This window comes from Sorangium sp. So ce367, assembly GCF_051520455.1.
GTDB classification, from domain to species: Bacteria; Myxococcota_A; Polyangia; order Polyangiales; family Polyangiaceae; genus Sorangium; species Sorangium cellulosum_B.
This window is the reverse complement of sequence record NZ_CP150334.1, coordinates 4,669,251-4,688,806: the sequence shown is the minus strand read 5'-3', so window position 1 is coordinate 4,688,806 and position 19,556 is coordinate 4,669,251. Positions and strand designations below refer to the sequence as shown.

The following is a 19,556-nucleotide window of genomic DNA, read 5'->3' as shown; positions in this document are numbered from 1 at the left end:
AGCGACGATGAGCAGCGTCGGCAAGAAGGAGATCGCCACCAAGAAGAGCGGCCACGGCGCTGTCGCGCCCGGCGCCATCAGCCCGGTCAGCCCGCCGGCGCCCCCCGTGCCGACGCCGTTCCTGTACACGGCGCGCAGCGCCAACAAGACCGGGACAGAGCACAACTCCAGCTACTGGATCTGGGACACGCAGGCGCTGGTCGAGGGCAGCCAGATGAGCGTCGACCCGCCCGCGAACGCGCCGTCGAAGACCGCCGGCGGCGACCTCGTGACGCACGCCGACACGAAGATCGCCGTCATGAAGACCGGCTCGATGGTCGTGAAGGCGGCCGGCAAGAACGTGTGCGGGACAGGCGATCTCGTGAACATGAACGTGCTGACCGCCGAGCAGAGCATCGCTCAGATGGTCGTTCCCCTGCTCAACAAGGTCGATCTGGCCCGAGCGTCGAAGTCGACAGCCCACGCGCACAGGGTCAACGAGGAGTACTATCGCGCGTTCCACCCCGAGCGCGCCAACCAGACGAACGTCGGTGATCCGATCGACGTCGGCACCGGCTTCGTCGTCGACGAGGGCACGGACCTGAGGCTGCCCGGACCGATCGAGCTGGTGTGGCGGAGGACGTACTCGTCGGGCTACCACAGGAGGACGACGGCGCTCGGCAAGGGCGGTTGGGTGCACTCCTTCGAGCAGTGGATACAGCCGAGCGAGCGGGTGATCTGGCTCCACGACGAGGAGGGGCTGCCTGTCGACTTCGCCGTCCCGCCGCCGGACGGGGTCAGCTTCCACCGGGGCCGGCGCCTGGAGCTCCGCGCCGTGGGCAAGCGCTACCAGGTCCGGAGCCTGAAAGACCGGCTCGTCCGGGAGTTCAGCGCGCTGCCGAACGGCCGCTTCGCGCTCGCCGCGATCACCGATCCGTACCAGCACCGGATCGAGCTCGAGTACCGCGGGAGCTCGCTCGTGCGCATCGCCGGCAGCTGCGGCCGCGACGTCCGCGTGATGAGCAACGAGAAAGGCCGCGTGGTCCGCGTCGAGGTCTGGGCGCGCGCCCCGGGGAGCGACGGGGCGCCTGCGCTCCAGACCTGGTTCGATTACGACTATCATGTCGAGGGGACGCTCGCCTCCCACACCAATGCGCTCTCGCACGTCAAGCGATGGGACTACGACGGTCTGCACCGCATGGTGAAGACGACGGCGCGGAACGGGATCTCGTTCCGCTACGAGTACGACGAGGAGACCGGCCGGTGCGTGCGGACCTGGGGCGACGGGGGCCTCCACGACGTCCGCCTGGTGACCGACGACGACGCGGGCGAGGCGCGGACCCACGGCACGAGCCGCGCGCGGCGATATCACGTGAAAGACGGCATCGTGGTGCGCGAGGAGACGTTCGACGGCGGCTGGGCGTCGGAGCGCGAGCTCGATGGCGATGGGCTCCTCATCCGCCGGGGCAACGCCGCCGGCGAGGCGATGACGTACGAGCACGACGCGCGCGGGAACCTCGTGAAGGAGACCGACCCGGCGGGCAACGCCACGGCGTGGGAGATCGAGGCCGACGCGCCTGTGCGGCGGATCGACGCCGCGGGCCGCGAGATGCGCTACCGGTACGACGCGCATGGCGCGCTGATGAGCGTCACGCTCCCGACGGGCGCGTCCTTCAGCCTGACGCGCGACACGGACGGGCGCGTCGTCGGCGCCTTCGGTCCGAACGGCACGCTCGCGACGTTCACCTACGATGAGCACGGGAACCTCGCGTCGGAGACCTCGGGGCGCGGCGAGACGACCTGGCACCACCACGACGCGCTCGGCAGGCCCGTGGCGCGGGTCGAGGCGTCGGGCCATGTCACGCGCACCGAGCACGATCGGCTCGGCCAGGTGCTCGCCCTTGTGCGGGCCGACGGCACGCGCCTGACGGCGAGCTACGATCCGGTGGGAAACGTCACAAGCACGACCGACGCAGCGGGCAGGACGACCCGCTTCGAGTACAGCGGAACAGGGCACCTGGCGAGGATCGTCCCGCCGGACGGGCAGGTGGTCGCCCTCCTGCACGACGCGGACGAGCGGCCGATCGAGATCATCAACGCGCTGCTCGAGCGCTATCGCCTGGAGTACGACCGCGCCGATCGCGTGGTGTCGGAGCGGACCTTCGATGGACGGCTGATCACGTACCGCCACGATCGTGGGGGGCGGGTCGCGCGGATCGACTATCCCGACGGCGAATGGCGCGAGCTCGCCTACGACAAGCTCGGGAACGTCGTGGAGGACCGCGGGGCCGACGTCCAGATCACGTTCGAGCGCGACGCGCTCGGGCGGATCGTCCGTGCGGTCTGCGCCGACGCCACGGCGAAGGTGGTGACGGAGATCGAGCGTGACAGCCTGGGGCAGGTCGTCGCCGAGCGCCAGGACGGGCGCACCATCCGCTACGAAGTCGACGCATGCGGCCGGCGCACGGCGCGCGTCGCGCCGGGAGGCGAGCGGACGGAGTACCGCTATGACGACGACGATCTGCTCGTGGGGATCACGCACGAAGGACGAGCTGTATCCATCCAGCGCGACGGGGAGGGCCGGGAGCGGCGCCGCGACTTCGGCGCCTTTCGACTGGAGCAAGACCACGACGCCCTGGGGCGGCTCGTGCAGCAGCAGGTGATCTCCACGGAAGCGGCGGGCGCCGCGAGCCTGGTCGTGAGGCGGCGGTATGGCTATGACACGGCGGGCCGCCTGACGTCGGTGAGCGACGGGCCCGACGGGCCGGGCGGCACCACCACGACGTACCGCTACGATCGCGCGGATCAGCTGCTGGAGGCGGCGAGCAGCAGGTTGCGCGAGGCGTTCGAGTACGACCCCACGGGCTCCCTCGTGGGCGCGGTGCGCGGCGGTGGATCAGCGGATGTCGCGCAACGCTGGTCGCTCGGCCCGGGGAACGTGCTGAGAGCGGCGGGCGGCGCGCGCTATCGGGTAGACGGTCGCGGCAGGCGTATCCAGCGCATCGAGAGAGGCGCGGGCGGCGGCGAGGAGGTGACGATCTACGGCTGGGACACCAGGGATCGCCTCAGGGAGGTCGTCCTCCCCGACGGCAAGCGGGTGCGCTTCACCTACGACGCGTTCGGCCGGCGGGTCCGGAAGACGGTCCTTTCACCCTGGGATCGCGCGTCCCTCGAGGGCGGGGCGAGCGGAGGGGCGATGGTGGAGGCGTCGGTCGACTTCCTGTGGGACGGCGACGTCGTGTGCGAGGAGAGACATGCCACGGCGCAGGGGCCGCGATCCCGGATCCACGTCCACGATCCCGGCACCTTCACGCCGCTGCTCCAGGTCGAGCAGGGCATGGTCTTCGGCGTCGTCGTCGATCAGGTCGGCACGCCGAAGGAGCTCGTGGATGAGCGCGGGCGCGTGGCCTGGCGAGCCCATCACGGCGCGTGGGGCGACGTCGTGTCGGTCGAGAGGGACCCGCACACGTTGCCCGTGGAGAGCCCGTTCCGGCTCCTCGGCCAGGTCGCGGACGACGAGACGGGCCTCTGCTCCACGAGGTTCAGGTACTTCGAGCCGGCGTGTGGAAGGTGGCTCTCGCCGGATCCCATCAACATCCATGGCGGGTTGAACCTGATGGCGTTCGGCGGGGCGCCGACCGAGACGGTAGATCCCCTGGGTCTGGCGTATGACCCATGGCAGCCGCACTCCCCCGGTACGCAGGACTGGAACGACGGGAAAGGCACGCACTTCTACACCAACAATCCGGGCGTCGAGCTGGGAGTCCGGACCGACGGCAGGGGCAACGTCACCTTCGAGCGTGTCACGGGCACCGAGAGGAGACCTGGACCGGTGCAGACCGAGATCAACACCGCGAGGGAGAGGCTGAGGACCGACGCGGGCTGGCGATGGCAGCTGCTCCGGAACCTCTCTGAGGGCATCCAGCGCGCCTCGACAGGGACCCCGAGCGACAGGGCCCTGGCTGCGAGGATGGAACAGGTCAGAGCCGCTCTGGCGAGGCTCATCGCCCACAAGGGTCATTGAGATGCTCCTGCCGCGACCCACCGTCGACTTCATGAACGAGCTCGCCGCGCGCCGCGCGCCGGAGATCGAGCTCTACCAGCAGCTTGGCTTCCCGGACTTCTTCTTCACCGACGGCGAGCTCTCCGGGCCTCCCTGCGAGGTTCAGTTCCTCACGTATGGACCTCGCGAGTGTGAGGTGATGCTGAAGGGGAGCCGGGTGCTCGGTCATCCACACAGGGTCACGGCGGACGAGGCCGACGGGGTCCCATGGGATGGTGTGGTGCGGCCGAGGACGTTCCGGGAGTACCGAGCGCACGTACAGTCGCTCGCGCCGTCGATCGCGCCGAAGTCTCCCCTCGGACGCGCGCTCAAGGAGCTCCGGTCGGTGGACCGACGCTTTCGCAGCGCAGAATGGCTCCGGTTGATCGACTGGTGGGCGCTGAGCCGCGTGACGCGCGAAAGGCACCTGGAGCCGCTGCTGAAGAGCGCGCTCCAGCAGATCGGAGCAGCGTTCAACGGCGGCAGCTTGACCGCTCTCCGGCTCGCCGCGGAGCTGATCGCGCCCGGCTTCGCGAGGCACACGCTCGTCGACGCGGGCATCTGGCCTCCGTCGCGCCTCGGCGTCTCCGCGGCACGCCTGGAAGGCGCCTTCCCTGCGGGGTACCCGGACCGGTACAGGGTGTATTGCGGCGCGTCCGGCGAGCACCTCGGTCCCCTGTACAGCCTGCGGCCATGGCTCAACCGCGATCTTCGCGAGGAAGAGCTCTTCGCCGAGGAGGATCGGCAGACGAGCTGGCGGCTGGGCGCCACCGGCTACGTCCTCACCGGCGACGGCAAGCTCTGGCGGCGGGAGAAGCACGGATGGCGTTGCCTCGGCCCCGCGCTGGACGCGCTGCTCGTGCGGCCCCCGAAGGCCGAACGAAGGCGCTCGGGCTGACTCCCATGCACGTCACGCTCTCCCTCGATCCCCCGGCGACGACCCGCGCCATCGCGCTCCGGATCGCGAGCGCGCTCGGCGGCGCGACGCGCGCCGAGATCGACGTATCCGCGCCGGAGCCGCTCGACTGCGAGGCCCTCACGGGGACGCCCGCGCGCATCGAGATCGGCGGCGACGACGGCGCGACCGCGGTGCACCACGGCATCGTCGCCGGGATCACCGCGAGCGCCACCGTGGACCCGGGCGCGCAGCGGCTCTACACGCTCGACGTCCGCTCGGCCATCGAGTGGCTGACGCTGCGCAAGGACGCGCGGGTGTTCCGCAAGACGACCGCCGCGGCGATCGTGGAGGAGCTCCTCGCCGGTGTCGGCGTCCGGGACGACGCCTTCGTGAACGAGGCGGAGCCGCCGCCCGAGCGCGAGCACGTGACCCAGTGGAACGAGACCGACGCCGTCTTCCTGCGCCGGATCTGCGAGGAAGAGGGCCTGTTCTTCCGGTTCGATCCGAAGGAAGGGTTCGACGCGTTCGTCCTGTGCGACCGGTCCGACGCGGCGCCCGACGGCCTGTCGGATCCCCTGATGTTCGTCGATGAATCGGGCCTGGTTCCGGGGCAGCGCGTGGCCTTCGCCGCCAGGCAGATCCGCAGGCGCCGGCCAGGCAAGGTGGCCCTCCGCGATCACGACCCGGCCAGGCCGGCCGTGAAGCTCGAGGCCAAGGCCGAGGGCGGCCTCGAGCCGGAGAAGGCCGTGGAGGTCTACCAGGCGCCCGGCCGGTTCCGGACCGACGGCGAGGGGCAGCGCGAGGCGACGCTGCGGCTCGAGGCGCTGCGGGCCGACGCCGATGTGCTCGAGTTCGACACGACGGCCCTCGAGCTCCGCCCCGGCGTGCAGTTCGAGGCGGACGCGACGCTCGCCGTGGGGCCGGCGCCGAGCGGCAAGTACTTCGTCGTCGAGACCTCGCTGACGTGGCGCGCGGGCGAGCCGGAAGGCCGGATGTCCGTGAAGGCGATCCCGCTCGGCGTGCCGTACCGGCTCCCGCGTGCCACCCCTCGCCCGCGCGTCCCGGGGATCCTGAGCGCCACGGTGACCGGGGCGAGCGGCGAGGAGATCCACACCGACGCGGCCGGCTGCGTGCGCGTCACGTTTCCCTGGGATCGCGGGGGCCCGAAGGACGAGACAGCGAGCCTGCCAGTCCGCGTGATGCAGGCCCATCTCCCGGGGTCCATGCTCGTCCCGCGCGTGGGCTGGGAGGTCCTTGTGGGCTTCGAGGACGGCGATCCGGATCGGCCCTACGTGCTCGGGCGCTCCTTCAACGGCCGGCAGCTGCCAGCGTTCGGGTTGCCCGCCAACAAGACGATGACGGCGTTCGGCACGGTGAGCTCTCCCGGCGGCGGCAAGGCCAACATGATCACGCTGGAGGACGCCGCCGGGCGGCAGCACATGGTGTGGAACGCCGGCTTCGGCAAGACGACGACGGTCGGGGCCGACATGCAGAACCAGACCGTGGGGTTCGAGAACATCCACATCAAGGGCGCGCAATCGTGGCAGATCGGCGGCAATGAGACGCTGTCGCTCGAGAACGCGTGGACGGTCGGCGTCGACAGCCAGACGGCCTCCGTGGGTGGCAATCAGGACATCACGATCAACGCCACCGGCATGACGAAGGTTGGGAGCGAGAGCGTCTCGATCGGCGCGAACCTCATCGAGCAGGTGGGTGATCCGATCAGCGGGCTCAAGGGTTTCGCAGAATCGGCGGTGCTGGCCGGGGTCGGCCAGATCCCCGGGGTCGGCGCCGCCCTCTCGAGGGGCTACACCTGGGGAAAGGCGCTGGGCGAGGGATACCGTCGAGGCGGGTGGAGCGGCCTGGGAACGGCCGCGGTGCGGACGGGCCTTGGCGAGGTCGCCGGTCGGATCCCCGGCGGCGACGCCATCGTCGCGGCCGCGGACAGCGCCGGGCTCACGCCGTGGTCCGAGCAGGCCCAGCAACGCGCGGCCGAACAGCAGGGCGGAGGCGGCGCTGCGGGCCCCGGCGGCGCGGGCGCCGGTGCTGCCGCCGCCGCGCCGGGGCACCGGAAGCTGGTCGTGAACGGCACGACCACCGAGGTGATCGGCGCCGTCCACGCCATCCAGACGCCGGGGTCTCTCAAGTGGACGACCCTCGGCGCATCGAGCTTCGCCATCGGAGGGAGCCACGCCACCTCCGCCGTCCGCATATCGCGCCTCACGATGGCCGCGTCGGCGGACACCGCGGCGGCGACGTCCCTCCGGGCGAGGGCCGGGCTCGGGCGTAACGTCAAGACCGCCCATACCCTCAAGGCGGGCGGCGCCATCCAGCTCGATGCCGGCGCGGAGTTCGCCGTGAAGGCCAGCGGCGCGCTGTCGATCCAGGCGGCTGGGGCCATCACGCTCGACGGCGGCACCGTGGTGTTCGACGTCGGCGACGGCGCGTCCACGGTCTCGGTGCACGGCGGCGGGCTCACCCTCGAGTCCGCGACGATCACCATCAACGGCGAGACCCAGCACACTGGCAAGGAGAACGCCGGCTGATGGCGCTCTCCGTCGCCGAGATCGCCCTTGTCTCGCCGCTCGGGTCGAGCCCGAGCGAGCACGTCTTCTTCCATCGAGCGGAGGTCAATCCGCACGCGAGCGGCGCGTTCACGACCCGCGACGGGGAGGCCCTCCCCGTCCACCACTGCCCGTGGATCGCCGCTTCACGCCCGTGGTCGTCGCGGATCCGCCTGCTCGCGAAGCAGGCCCTCGCGCGCGCCGCGCCCGGGTCGAGGAAGACACCCATCCTCCTCGTCGCGCCCCGCGAAGCGCTGGAGGGCGAGGCGGACGTCGCGCGGTTCCTGACGCTCGCGGGTCACGCCGTCGTGAGCCAGCGATCGGGGGCAGCGGGGTATGTGCGGGCCCTGAAGGAGGCGGAAGATGTCCTCCGGCAGGATCCAGAGGTGGTGGTGCTCGCCGTCGACTCCCGGATCCACCGGCCGGACATCGAGCGGTGGCTCGAGCTGCGCTATTCGGCCTTCACGCGCAATCCGCTGCCCCCCTCGGAGGGCGCCGCCGCGATGCGGCTCGTCGCGAGCGCGCAGGCGCCGCTCGCGGGCAAGGTGCACTCGTACGCCGTCGCGGAGAGCGAGGCGCGCGACGACAACGATCTGCCCACGGACGGCGCCGCGCTCACGCGCGTGTTCGCGGCGCTCCGGCTCCGTCCGACGGTGCCGCTGGTCGTCGGCCCTCGCGACGTGGATCCGCTCCGGATCCGCGATTTCCACCTCGCCTCCGTGCGTCACCACGCGAGGCTCGGGCGCGCGGAGATGCCGAGCTTCGAGGGGCAGATCGGCGCCCTCGGCAGCGCCGCGGGCCTGATGTCGGCGGTCTTCGCGCTCGCCTGGCTGCGGCACGGGCTCCCTCTCCCCGGGCCGGCGCGCGAGCGTGTCGCGCTGGCCTGGGCCCGATCGCACGATGGAACCGTGGGCGCCGCGCTCGTGGGAGACGAGCGATCATGAGCGTCCGGCAAGCTTCTGCTGGGCTCCGGCGGGTGCTCCCCTCCCCGCCCCTCACCGAGCGAGAGCCGCCGGCCGCGGATCGGGATCTGCACGCGCTCGCGTGGCAAGGCGAGGTCCGCCTCGACGCCGAGCGGGCAGCGGGGCTCACCGCGGCGCTCTGGCAGCGGCACGTGCGGACCGGTCTCCTGGAGCGGGCGCTGGTGCTGGGGGCCGATCACCGCGCGGGGCCGCACCTCGATCGGCCCGAGGCCGCGCGCCGCCTCCTCGCGCACATCGACGCGCTCGCGGAGGCCGGGCTGACGCCCGTCGAGCTCGCCGCGTTCGCGGAGGAGGCGGACCTCGATCACCTGGGCACTTTGTGGGCGCTGGCGCTCCTCTTCGGCTGCCTGGAGGTGCATGGCGTGGAGGACGCGTTCGAGGCGTGGCTCACATCCCTGGACGGCTCGGCCTTCCCCACCTACCGAGGCATCGTCGAGCTCGCCGACGCGATAGCGACCCAGCCGAGCGCGGATCTGCGTGAGCGCGCGCGGCGCTGGGCGGCGCGCCTGGAGCAGCCGGTCCTCTCCGCGATCGCGCTCGAGGTGACGCCTCCCGGCGAGCTCCCGGGTGACGCGCTCGCCGCCCTGGCGCGGGCGCAGAGCCCCATCGTCCAGGCGGCCCTCGAGCGGCATCTCTCGCGGGCGCCGCGCGGCGCCGCGCTCGCCGCGCCGGGCCGCGCGTCGTGGCTCGACGTGGCGACCCCTGCGTTCGCCCACGAGGTGGCGCGCGCGCGCATCCTCCAGCGGGACTTCGAGCCGCTGCACCGGGTACGGAGCATGGATCCTCGCGCCGTCGCCGCGCTCGGCCCGTACGCGCTCGACGTGATCGCGCTCGCGGGGGATGCGGGCGATCAGGCCCTCGCGCGCGATCTCGCGGCGGGGTTTCCCACGACCCCGCGCTCGCTCGACGCCATGGGGCGGATCGGGCTGCCTTCCCTGTTTCCGCGCCTCCTCGCGGAGCTGGGGAGCGACGAGCTCGAGGAGGACGCGCACGGCGCGCTCGTGACCGCGCTCGGATCGCGCGTCGCGTTGCCCTCCGTGAAGGCGTGGGAGGAGGTGATCGCGTCCCTCCCCGCGACCGCCGCGCCGACGCGCCTCCGGGGGGGCGAGCCTCATTCTCCGCGATCGGTGCTCGAGGAGATGAGGCGCCCGGACCTGTCCGCCGAGGCCTTGCGCGTGCGCGCCGACGAGCTCCTCGCGCGGGCCGGCCGACCGGCGCAGGTGGCGTGGGACGCGTTCGGGGCGACATTGGAAGGAGCCTTGTCCGAACTGGCTCGCCTCGCGCGCTGAGGGCTTATGTCACAGGAGACGGTCATCTCGCTGGAATCGTACGCTGCCGTGATGGCCGGCCTCGGGGCGGGGCTCGACCTGCGGCGAGCCCTCGCGCACGCCGGCGTCGCTCCGGCGGCGTGGGAGCAGGCTTCCGAGCAGTGGCAGGCCAGGATCGACGAGAGCGCGGCGTCGGATCTCGCCGTGCTTGTGGCCTTCGACGCCGCCCTGCTGACCGCGAAGCGGCGGTTCGAGCCGACGTTCGAGCCCATCGAGTCGGATGTCCGCGCGTGGGCCCATTTCCGCCGGCACTTCGTGACCGCGACGGAGCCGATCGCGTTCCTCGCGCGCCACGACCTCGATCTCGCGACGTACGCGCGCATCGAGGCGGGCTGGGCGAACCGCGTCCTTCTGGATGAGATGCTCGCCGCGACGCTTCGAGGCCACATGGAGGGCGCTCTCGAGGACTGTCCTGCCCTGACGAGGACACCTTCGCCGCTGCTCGCCGCGACGGACGCGGAGCCGGCGCCGGCGCTGGTCGTGGCGTCGCCGGCGGTGGTGACGCCGGCCGTCGTGGTGCCGCAGGTCGTGGCGCAGCAGGTCGTGCAGCCACCCGCGGTGGTTCAGGCGCAGGTCGCGAGCGAGATCGTGGAGCCGCCTCGGTCGCCTCCGCCTCCGCCGCCGCCGCCTCCGTCGATGCGCGACGCTCGTGCTGCCCCGGGGAGCATCCAGATGGGGACGACCGTGGCGGTTTCGGCCGTCCCGTTCCCGGAAGGCCTGCCGTTCCAGCGGCCCGCCCCGCCGGGTCAGGCGAAGGCGGAAGAGGCACCGCCGCCCATCCCGCTGGAGCGGTATGCGGTGATGCTCGCCGACCACACGCTCTTCGGCATGACGGAGGCGCAGCTCTGCGAGAAACACCAGCTGACGCCTGCGCAGCGGGCGCAGGCGTTCCAGTACTGGAAGGGTCGAGTCGACGCGGACGCCGCGCTCAGGGGCCGCGTGAAGGTCGCGGTGGATCGTTATCAGGCAGCCCGCGCCAAGGCGGGACAACACGCTCCCGAGCGCTCGTCCCCACGACAGCCGGCCATCGCGCAGGCGCCCAACCCTCCGGCCGCCGAGCGGCGCGTCGACTTCAACAGGACCGTCGATCCGGGCGAGGTCGTGATGTCGCCCATCCTGCCGTTCCTGGCCGGTTCCTCGCCCGCGCCGAGGCCGACCGCGAGCGCGGGCGCCGAGCCGCAAGGCGGCGCCGGCGGGCCCGGTCAGCTCTCGCTGGAGCAATACGCGTCGCTCACCGTCGATCTCTCGCTCGATCCGGAGCGCACCCCGGAGACGCTCCGTCGCTACGGCCTCACGCCCGCGCAGAGGACGCTCGTGGACGCCACCTGGACGGCGAGGCTCGCCCAGAACGCCGCCGAGCGCAGCGCGTTCGAGGCGGCCCGTGCCTCGTACCGAGCGTGGCGCCTCCGCAACACGAGCAAGCCGTGATCGTGCAGGCGCGCGGTGCGCGAGAAGCTCCCGGTCTCGACTGTGGGCGGCGACGAGCAGCTCGATCGCGGCAAGCGAGACCATGATCTGTGCTGAAATGGCACAGGTGACGTTCCCTCGCGCGGACTACTGCACCCGGAGGAACGGATCTACGGATGGGGTGTCCAGGGAAGATTGGAGGACACGCCATGAAGACTGTCATCATTCGGAAGAACGCCTCGGAGTCGGACGCGTGGACGCTCGCCGAGCGCCCCGCACCCAAGCCCGGTCCGGGGCAGGTGCTCGTGCGCGTCCGCGCCGCGTCGATCAACTACCGTGACCTCATGGTCGTGCGCGGCAGGTACGGCGGGGAGCGCAAGGACGAGCTTGTCCCGCTGAGCGACGCGGCGGGCGAGGTGGTCGCGGTTGGAGCGGGCGTGCGGCGCTGGAAGGAGGGAGATCGCGTGATCTCGACGTTCTTCCCGGCGTGGGCCTCGGGGCCGTTCCGGAGGGAGTACAGCGCTGTGACGCTCGGTGCGGGCGGGAACGACGGGGTGCTCGCGGAGCTCGTGGTGTTCGGGGAGGACGCGATCGTCCGCGCGCCGGCGCACCTCGGGTTCAACGAGGCGGCGACGCTGACGTGCGCCGGGGTGACGGCGTGGACCGCGCTGTTCGAGTCAGGGCCGCGGCCGGCGCCGGGGGCGACGGTGCTTGTCCAGGGGACCGGCGGGGTGTCGCTGTTCGCGGCGCAGCTGGCGCGCGCGGCGGGGCTGCGCGTGATCGCCACGTCGTCCAGCGCGGCGAAGATCGAGCGGCTGCGCGCGCTCGGGGTGACCGAGGCGATCGATTACCTGAAGCAGCCGGAGTGGCACGAGGAGGTGCTGCGGCTGACAGGTGGCGAGGGGGTGGATCGGGTGATCGAGGTGGGCGGCGCGGGGACGCTGCCGCGATCGATGCAGGCGGTGAAGACGGGGGGCGTGGTGAGCTTGATCGGGCTGCTCAGCGGGGTTGGGAGCCAGATCGATCCGATGCCGATCCTGTTCCGGGCGATCCGCGTCGAGGGGACCATGGTGGGGTCGCGGCAGGCGACCGTGGAGCTCGGGGCGGCGCTCGAGCTGCACGGGATTCGGCCGGTGGTTGATGAGGTCTTTCCGATCGAGCGGGCGAACGAGGCGCTCGCGAAGCTCGCGGCGGGGAAGCACTTCGGGAAGGTGGTGATCGGGATCGAGTGAGGCGAAGCGGCGGCGGGGCGGTCGTCGCGGGCGAGCGCGACAGGGCGCGGCGTCGCGCGGTGAGCAGGCGCCGGAGACGACGGGCTGACCGCGGCGCGGCCAGAGCTGCGCAATGTGCGTGCGCGGCGGCGTTCCCCCCGAGAGCGGTTGTGGTGGCGGGGCAGTCCGTCACGCACCGGTTTGAGACGACGAGAGCCGCTACCGCCATTGATGACCAACCGCGGATATTCACTCATACATCGAGACGAGCGACAGGGCTTTTTGCCCCTGCAGCGTCCGGCCGATCGTCAGGCTCACCCCGGAGCAGGGCCGTCCCCATTGTTCCGCAGGGTTTCGCTCTGGTAGCCTGGCCTCCCAACGCGGCGGTAGACATCCCGGGCTCCGGTCCGGGGGCGAGCTGCCCCTCCCCTACTCCAGCCATGTCCCTCCGCCTCAGCCCCGCCCATCTTGACGAGATCCTCGCGCTGCAGCTCACCGTGGCGTGGGCGGGTGAGTCTGCCGGTGAACCGCCGCGCCTCGGGTGGTGGAGGTCCGATCTCGTCGATCTCGAAGCCGGGGGCGATCTCTTCGTTCGACTCCTCCCCAAGACCGCCCCTTGGGCGAGCCTCGCGCTGGTGCGCGAGGTCGCGCGACGCGTTGACGAGGCCGGGCGTGAGAAGCTCGCGCGGGGAGACGCCGTCTGGAGCCTGTTCCACCTCGGCTTCTCCGTGGATGAGCAGCTCGCCGATCGGCTCGCGCAGCACCGGCACCAGCGGCGCCCGCCCGCCGAAGTGCTCGGCGCGAGGTTCCTCGTCGACCGGCCCTGGTCCAAGACCGCCTTCGAATCGATGCTCGCGAGCCTGGGCCAGCCGAAGGTGCAGATCACACCCGCAGGGCGGCGGCTCGACGTGACCGCGGCGTCGCCGGTCGAGGCCGCGGCGCTGCTCGCCGCGTCCCTGCTTCCGCTCTCGGCCAGCTATCCGCTGCCGTTTTTGGAGCCGGTCGCTTGAACGGCGCGTCGGTCGCGCTCCAGGCCCCCGCAGGGACATCTCCGCGGAGCTCGATGCCGGATCCGACGCCGGGCGGCGCTCGCCCAGCGGAAGCGACGGAGGTTCACACACGGCTCCTGCGCTGCATGCTGGCCATCGACGACTGCTACGCCTACTGGCAGCACGTCGACAAGGACGTCCCGGTCGACGCGGTTCGGGGCTCCGCGTCCGAGGGGCCTTCCGTCGCCGACCGCGCTCGCATCGCGTTCGAGCGCCGCTGGTTCGGTACGAAGAGCGAGGCGCGCGTCCGCACCCTCATGACCGACATGATCGAGCGGTTCGACGCCTACCCCGAGGCGCTCGCGCTGTTCCGCCGGCTCGGGACGGTGCCGTCGAACCTGCGGCCCTTCCTCTGCCACGTTCACACGCAGCTCGCCGATCCCATCTACCGCCGCTTCACCGGGGAGCTGCTCCCGACGCGCCGCGAGCACGGCCTCACGGCCATTGACCGCGACACGGTCGCCCGGTGGGTGGACGGGCTCCAGGAGGGGCGCTGGGGGGCGAGCACCTGCATCAAATTCGCCTCGAACCTCCTCGCGACGGCGCTCGATGTCGGGCTCGTCAGCGGGCGCCGCGATCCCCGCAAGCTGCCCCCGCTCCACGTGCCGGACGAGATCCTCGGGTACGTGCTGTACCTCCTGCGCGACGTCCGCATCGATGGCTCGATCACGGACAACGCCTATCTCCGTTCCTTGGGCATCACCAAGGCCGCATTCCACTCGTTCGCGGCGCGCATCCCAGGCATCCGGTTCGCCGAGCTCGGAGGCGTGATCGACCTCGGGTGGCTCGAACCAAGCCTGACGGCCTGGGGGCTCCGCTACCTCGGGGCGAGCGCATGAGCGGCTACCAGCACCCCACCGAGCTCGATCAGGCACTCGACGCATTGCGCAAGGACCTCTTGCGCGACGAGGGCCCGCAGATCAGCACCGTTCGCAACTACAACTTCGCCATCTTGCCGTACGATCCCGAGGACGAGTTCAAGCTGCGCCGGGCCATTCACGAGCTCTCGGAGACGCTGCGCGACGCGGGCTGGAATACGGGTACCATTCCGCTGAACGCGCTGCTTCTCGCCCGGCTCCGCGCGCAGGGCAGCGATTTCCTGGAGTCGATGATCCAGCGGGAGAAGCGCCTCACCATGGCCAGCGATCCTGGACGAGGTCTGCGGACGCTCAAGGAGCGCGTCGTCACGCTGCTCGAGGGCCCCGAGGGCATCGCAAAGGACGTGATCCGGGAGATCGATCGCATCCTCAACGAGCGATCGAGCAACCCCGATCGCACGGTGATCTTCCTCGGGCGCGCCGGGGCGCTCTACCCGTTCTTCCGCACCTCCGCGCTGCTCAAGCATGTCGCCGGGCACACCCGGAACGTGCCGGTCGTGCTGCTCTATCCCGGCGAGGTCGTCGGCGAGACGGGGCTGTCCTTCATGGGCGTGCTCCCGGCCGACCGCGACTACCGCCCAAGGATCTACCGGTGACCCGATGCTGATTGGAGACCTGTTCGAAAGAGACGTCACCCGCACCATCCCGCCGGTCGTGTATTTTCACGAGCAAGAGCCGGCCGAGCTGAAGCGCGAGGTGGAGGAGTACATCATCACCGGAGGCTACCCGGCCGGCGACCCGCGCGCGACAGAGGGGGGGATCCACGAGCAGTTCGTTCGCCTCCTGTCCGCGATGCACCGCGAGCTCCAGAAGCCCGGGGGACCGGAGCTGCCCGCGAGCTGGATATCCGGCTTCTACGGCTCCGGCAAGTCGAGCTTCGCCAAGCTTCTGGGGCTCTCGCTCGACGGCCGGAAGCTCGCCGGCGGGAAGCCCCTCGCCGAGGCGCTGCTCACCCAGGATCACTCCCCTAGCGCGCCCGATCTGCGCGCCGCATGGCAGCGCCTGGTGAGCGGCATCCAACCGGTCGCGGTCGTCTTCGACATCGGCAGCAAGGCGCGGGACGACGAGCACATCCACGCCGTCGTGGTGCGTCAGCTGCAGCACCGGCTCGACTACTCCAAGACCAGCAATCTCGTCGCCGAGTACGAGCTGAAGCTGGAGCTCGAGGGGCTGCACGCCGCCTTCATGGACAAGGTGCTCGCGGTGCACCGCAAGCCCTGGGGCCAGCTCAAGGACAGCCAGCTCGTGGAGGACTACTTCTCCGCAGCGCTGCACGCGCTCCAGCCGGAGCTCTTCACGCACCCGATGGCGTGGGTGGACAGCCGCACCGGGTCCCGCTTCGAGGGCAAGCGGTCCGCGGACGAGGCGGTGCAGGCGATTCAGCAGATGATGGACCAGCGCTGCCCTGGGCGGACGTTGTTCTTCGTCGTCGACGAGGTGAGCCAGTACGTGCACGACGACGACGACCGGATGCTCGCGCTCCAGTCCTTCGTCGCCGCGCTGGGGCAGCGGATGAAGGGCAAGGCCTGGTTGCTCGCCACCGGGCAGCAGAAGCTCGAAGAAGGCACCGGCGTCGCCGCGCCCATCCTCAAGCTGAAGGATCGCTTCCCGTCGTCCTTGCGCGTGCACCTGGGCGTCGCGAACATCCGTGACGTCGTCCACAAGCGCCTGCTCCGGAAGCAGAGGCTCCTCGAGCCGGACATCAAGGAGCTATTTCACGCACACCGCACCGAGCTCGCGCTCTATGCCTACCGCGGCGACGAGATCTCGGAGACGGATTTCGTCGAGGTGTACCCGTTGCTGCCGGGGCACATCGACCTGCTGCTCGACATCACGACCGCCCTCAGATCGCGCTCGGCGAGGACGCAGGGCGACGCGCACACGATCCGCGGCTTGCTCCAGCTCCTCGGCGATCTGTTCCGCGAGCGGGACCTCGCGCGCTACGAGATGGGCCGCCTCATCACCATCGACCTCGTCTACGACGTGCTCCACAGCGCGCTCGCCGCCGACGTCCAGATGACGATCGCCCGCGCGCTCGATCTCGCCGCCAAGCAGAAAAACACGCTCATGGCGCGCGTGATCAAGGCCGTCGCGCTGCTCGAGCTGGTGCAGGACCACCAGAAGACGTCGGCGGAGCTCATTGCGCGATGCCTCTACGAGCTCGTTGGGCAGGGCAACCTCCAGCCGGAGGTCCAGAAGGTGCTCGACGTCCTCGCCGGCGAGAGCCTGCTCGGTTACTCCGAGAAGACCGGGTACAAGATCGAGAGCTCGGCCGGGCAGGAGTGGCAACGCGAGCGCGAGAGCTACGAGCCAGGCGCGGAGCAGCTCTCGGAGCAGGTCGTCAAGGCGCTCGATCTGCTCCTCGGCGACGCCGAGCGCCCCTCGCTCCAGGGCCTTTCGCTCCCGTGGCTCGCGCTCTTCTCGGATAGCGTCCGGTCGAAGGACGTCCACATCAAGGACGAGCGCAAGTACACGGTGGTGACCGTGGACTTCCAGTTCACGAAGGGAGAAGGCGCCGAGCAGTGGGTGCCGCGCAGCGACACCCAGGCGTACCGCGATCGCATCGTCTGGGTCGCGGGGGACGTGGACGCCGCGCGGCACGCCGCGAAGAAGCTCGTGCGGTCGGAGCGCATGATCGAGCGCTACGGCGGCCGTCAGAGCTCGCTGTCGGACGACAAGCAGCGCCTGCTCATCGAGGAGCGAAACCGCATGGATACAGCCCGGCGGGAGCTCACGGAAGCCGTGAAGGGCGCGTTCATGGCGGGTCAGCTCTATTTCCGTGGGCGCGAGAGGTCGCCGCGCGACGTGGGGGCCACCTTCACCGCGGCGCTCTCCGCGTTCGGCAACCTGGTCGTGAGCGAGCTCTACCCGCACCCGACGATGTTCTCCGTCTCCGAGAAGGACATCCTGTACCTCATCGAGAACGCTGAGCTGACGGCGCCCCCCCCGGTGCTCGGCCAGGATCGCCTCGGCATCCTCAGCCTGGACGCGGGGCGCTACGAGGTCACCTGCACGGGCCGCGTCCCCACGGACGTCCTCGCGTACGTGAGGGAGCACGGCGGCATCACCGGCGCCACGCTCCTCGCGCATTTCGGCGCGCCGCCGCACGGCGTGCCGCCGGACGTGCTCCGCGCCGCCGTCGTCGGCCTGCTGCGCGGCAGGAAGCTCCGCATCGAGATCGCCGGGGCCGGTGAGATCACGAGCCCGCGGGACGAGGGCGCGCGGGAGCTGCTCAAGGAGACGGGGCTCCGCAAGGCGAGGCTCACCGAGAACACGGTCGAGCTCCTCACGCCGCGTGACCGGACCGCCATCTGCGCCCTGTTTCGGGACCTGCTCGGCAAGGACGTGGCGCGGGACAACGACGCCATCGCCGACGCCGTTGCGGAGCGGTTCGCCCGCGTGCGCGAGCGGCTGACGGAGCTCGGGACGCGCTTCCGCCGCCTGCCGAAGAACGCCGTCTATCCGCCGGCCCTGACCCACCTCGAGGGCGCGCTCGAGACGTGCCGCCGGGATCGGCGGGTGGAGCCCACGGTCCTCGCCGTCAAGCGCTCGCTCAACGTGCTGAGGGACGGGCTCACCCTGATCCGCCGGATGGAGACGGATCTCACGGACCAGGCGATCGAGGTGCTCCGCCAGGCGGAGGACGTCCTGAACTACGCCTGGCCCGGCCTCGAGGGGCTGTCCCCTTCGGAGGAGGCACGCGCGGCCGCGGGCGCCATCAAGGCGCATCTCCGCACCGAGCGCGCCTGGGAGGACACGGCGGAGCTCATGCCGCACGTGGAGCTCCTCCGCGGCGAGTACCGCGCCCGCCGGCGCGCGATGCTCGACGCGCACGCGAAGGAGGTCGAGCTCGCAAGCGAGCGCCTGAAGCGGCGGAACGGGTTCGAGCGCCTCAATCCGGACCAGCGGCACAGCGTCCTCCGCCATCTGAGCGACGGCGCCGCCGCGAACACGGACGAGCGCGCCGTCGTCCCGGCCCTCGACGTCCTCGAGGGCCAGCTCGCGATGCGCCGCCAGGCGTCCGAGGCGAAGGCGCTGACCCAGCTGGACGCGCTGCTCGAGGGCCTTGGCGACACGCCCGTCGTTGAGGTGGCGCTCCAGCTCAGCGGCCGCGAGGTCGACACCGCCGCCGAGCTGGAGCGCCTGCTCGACGAGGTCCGCCGCCGCATCCTCCACGAGCTCGCCGCGCACCACCGCGTGCGACTGCGGTGAGTCCGAGGCAGCGTTCGCGCTCTCAGCCGTCCATCTCGCCCAGCTCGTTGATCTCCGGTGTGCGGGAGACCTTGTCTCCCCAGCTCGTGTAGAGCTTCGCGAGCTTGCCCTCCTTGGTGAGGATGCCGGCGCGCTTGAGCAGAGCGATGTCCTCGTCGACCGTCGTCGCCTGGAGAGCCTGGGTCAGGGCCTCGACCGTCCACTCCGGGCCGGTCGACGGAGGAGCGGCGGCCGGCCCCGGCTGCGTGCTCGCCGCCGCAGGGCTTGGAGCCTTTCTTCGCTTCGTTGTCTTTTTCAGCTTAGGGGCCTTTGCCATAGCGACCATCCTTTCGCACCGACCAGACAGCCAGGATGTTCCTGGGCTCCCGCACGCTGATCTGGATATGTCCGCCTTCGAAGACACCGCTCCGCTCCCACAACCTTGGCATACCACCCGCTCGTAGCGGGACGAACACCGCCCGGACGCTCTCGTAGTGATAGCCGGCCTCATCGAGCTTCGAGAACAGATACTGGAAAACCGCGCAATCCAGGTACTTGTGGGTGTTCGCGTTCCCTGGTGCCTTCTGTCCGGCTGCGGCCAGCGCGGCAAGTAGATTCGCGTGCGCCGGCCCGAGGAGCCGAGCGTTGGCAGGATCGAGCAGGTCGAGGCACCTCCCGAGGTGGATCATGGCGCCCACGACCGCCGCGTCATCCTCCCCGTACCGGCGGCGCGCCCACCACCAGGCTTGCTGGGGTGCGTACTCCCAGAAGTAGATCCCATGCCCCAGCCAGTCGTCGTCGTTGGTGCTGGCGGTGAAGGGCGCGCCGTCGACGAGGGCCTGCGCTGTGGACCGGCGCGTGCCGTGGTAGCCGATGACCGTCCGGTGGTAGTCGAAGAACGCCTGCGGCGTCGCCGGTGCGGAGGGCGTGGAGGGTGGCGCCGAGGGAGCCGTCATGCCCCTCGCAGTTTAGCCTCTCACAGACGACGTTCCCAGCAGCTCGGGCGGCGATTTTCTCGCACCGGCA

The 19,556-nt window shown here is 71.0% G+C and carries 13 protein-coding genes; 11 read left to right on the top strand and 2 right to left on the bottom strand.

The window, feature by feature from the left end; all coding sequences use genetic code 11:
• Positions 1-7 precede the first annotated feature (7 nt).
• The 11 genes from WME97_RS17805 to brxC all read left to right on the top strand — a co-directional run bounded on the left by WME97_RS17805 (position 8) and on the right by brxC (position 18,551).
• Positions 8-4,003 (top strand): DUF6531 domain-containing protein, encoded by a 3,996-nt coding sequence (locus WME97_RS17805; protein ID WP_437553198.1) that lies wholly within the window; start codon positions 8-10, stop codon positions 4,001-4,003.
• Position 4,004: 1 nt separating this feature from the next.
• A complete protein-coding gene (locus tag WME97_RS17800; RefSeq protein ID WP_437553196.1) occupies positions 4,005-4,919 on the top strand; it encodes a hypothetical protein in 915 nt (304 codons plus the stop codon).
• 5 nt (positions 4,920-4,924) lie between these two features.
• Positions 4,925-7,465, top strand: a complete 2,541-nt coding sequence (locus WME97_RS17795) for a type VI secretion system Vgr family protein (protein ID WP_437553194.1) — start codon at positions 4,925-4,927, stop codon at positions 7,463-7,465.
• Positions 7,465-8,427 carry a hypothetical protein gene (locus WME97_RS17790; RefSeq protein ID WP_437553193.1) on the top strand — a complete coding sequence of 321 codons (963 nt, stop codon included), beginning with the start codon at positions 7,465-7,467 and terminating at the stop codon, positions 8,425-8,427. The genes WME97_RS17795 and WME97_RS17790 overlap by 1 nt, the downstream gene beginning before the upstream one ends.
• A complete protein-coding gene (locus WME97_RS17785) occupies positions 8,424-9,755 on the top strand; it encodes a hypothetical protein (protein WP_437553191.1) in 1,332 nt (443 codons plus the stop codon). Before WME97_RS17790 ends, WME97_RS17785 begins: the two co-directional genes overlap by 4 nt.
• A 6-nt stretch (positions 9,756-9,761) precedes the next feature.
• Positions 9,762-11,222, top strand: coding sequence for a hypothetical protein (locus tag WME97_RS17780; RefSeq protein ID WP_437553189.1), 1,461 nt, complete (start codon positions 9,762-9,764; stop codon positions 11,220-11,222).
• A 188-nt stretch (positions 11,223-11,410) separates the two neighbouring features.
• A complete protein-coding gene (locus tag WME97_RS17775) occupies positions 11,411-12,433 on the top strand; it encodes a zinc-dependent alcohol dehydrogenase family protein (protein ID WP_437553187.1) in 1,023 nt (340 codons plus the stop codon).
• 419 nt (positions 12,434-12,852) lie between these two features.
• Positions 12,853-13,422, top strand: coding sequence for a BREX-6 system BrxE protein (brxE, locus tag WME97_RS17770; protein ID WP_437553185.1), 570 nt, complete (start codon positions 12,853-12,855; stop codon positions 13,420-13,422).
• Positions 13,419-14,300: a DUF1819 domain-containing protein gene (locus tag WME97_RS17765; RefSeq protein ID WP_437553183.1), complete on the top strand. Its 882-nt coding sequence runs from the start codon at positions 13,419-13,421 to the stop codon at positions 14,298-14,300. The genes brxE and WME97_RS17765 overlap by 4 nt, the downstream gene beginning before the upstream one ends.
• Complete coding sequence (locus WME97_RS17760) at positions 14,297-14,935, top strand: BREX protein BrxB domain-containing protein (protein WP_437553181.1); 639 nt, start codon at positions 14,297-14,299, stop codon at positions 14,933-14,935. The genes WME97_RS17765 and WME97_RS17760 overlap by 4 nt, the downstream gene beginning before the upstream one ends.
• Positions 14,936-14,939: 4 nt before the next feature.
• Positions 14,940-18,551 carry a BREX system P-loop protein BrxC gene (brxC, locus tag WME97_RS17755; RefSeq protein ID WP_437553179.1) on the top strand — a complete coding sequence of 1,204 codons (3,612 nt, stop codon included), beginning with the start codon at positions 14,940-14,942 and terminating at the stop codon, positions 18,549-18,551.
• A 22-nt stretch (positions 18,552-18,573) separates the two neighbouring features.
• Here brxC and WME97_RS17750 read toward each other — a convergent pair whose 3' ends face one another.
• Together WME97_RS17750 and WME97_RS17745 are read right to left on the bottom strand one after the other, a co-directional pair.
• A complete protein-coding gene (locus WME97_RS17750; protein ID WP_437553177.1) occupies positions 18,574-18,867 on the bottom strand; it encodes a hypothetical protein in 294 nt (97 codons plus the stop codon).
• On the bottom strand, positions 18,851-19,486 hold the full coding sequence (locus WME97_RS17745; protein ID WP_437553175.1) for a hypothetical protein: 636 nt from the start codon (positions 19,484-19,486) through the stop codon (positions 18,851-18,853). The genes WME97_RS17750 and WME97_RS17745 overlap by 17 nt, the downstream gene beginning before the upstream one ends.
• Positions 19,487-19,556 lie beyond the last annotated feature (70 nt).

What these genes read in the sequence shown, in the direction of transcription:
- brxC (WP_437553179.1), top strand. Translation starts at nt 14,940, where the DNA reads ATGCTGATTGGAGACCTGTTCGAAAGAGACGTCACCCGCACCATCCCG.
- WME97_RS17790 (WP_437553193.1), top strand. Translation starts at nt 7,465, where the DNA reads ATGGCGCTCTCCGTCGCCGAGATCGCCCTTGTCTCGCCGCTCGGGTCG.
- brxE (WP_437553185.1), top strand. Translation starts at nt 12,853, where the DNA reads ATGTCCCTCCGCCTCAGCCCCGCCCATCTTGACGAGATCCTCGCGCTG.
- WME97_RS17775 (WP_437553187.1), top strand. Translation starts at nt 11,411, where the DNA reads ATGAAGACTGTCATCATTCGGAAGAACGCCTCGGAGTCGGACGCGTGG.
- WME97_RS17745 (WP_437553175.1), bottom strand. Translation starts at nt 19,486, where the DNA reads ATGACGGCTCCCTCGGCGCCACCCTCCACGCCCTCCGCACCGGCGACG.
- WME97_RS17795 (WP_437553194.1), top strand. Translation starts at nt 4,925, where the DNA reads ATGCACGTCACGCTCTCCCTCGATCCCCCGGCGACGACCCGCGCCATC.
- WME97_RS17805 (WP_437553198.1), top strand. Translation starts at nt 8, where the DNA reads ATGAGCAGCGTCGGCAAGAAGGAGATCGCCACCAAGAAGAGCGGCCAC.
- WME97_RS17785 (WP_437553191.1), top strand. Translation starts at nt 8,424, where the DNA reads ATGAGCGTCCGGCAAGCTTCTGCTGGGCTCCGGCGGGTGCTCCCCTCC.
- WME97_RS17750 (WP_437553177.1), bottom strand. Translation starts at nt 18,867, where the DNA reads ATGGCAAAGGCCCCTAAGCTGAAAAAGACAACGAAGCGAAGAAAGGCT.
- WME97_RS17780 (WP_437553189.1), top strand. Translation starts at nt 9,762, where the DNA reads ATGTCACAGGAGACGGTCATCTCGCTGGAATCGTACGCTGCCGTGATG.
- WME97_RS17760 (WP_437553181.1), top strand. Translation starts at nt 14,297, where the DNA reads ATGAGCGGCTACCAGCACCCCACCGAGCTCGATCAGGCACTCGACGCA.
- WME97_RS17800 (WP_437553196.1), top strand. Translation starts at nt 4,005, where the DNA reads ATGCTCCTGCCGCGACCCACCGTCGACTTCATGAACGAGCTCGCCGCG.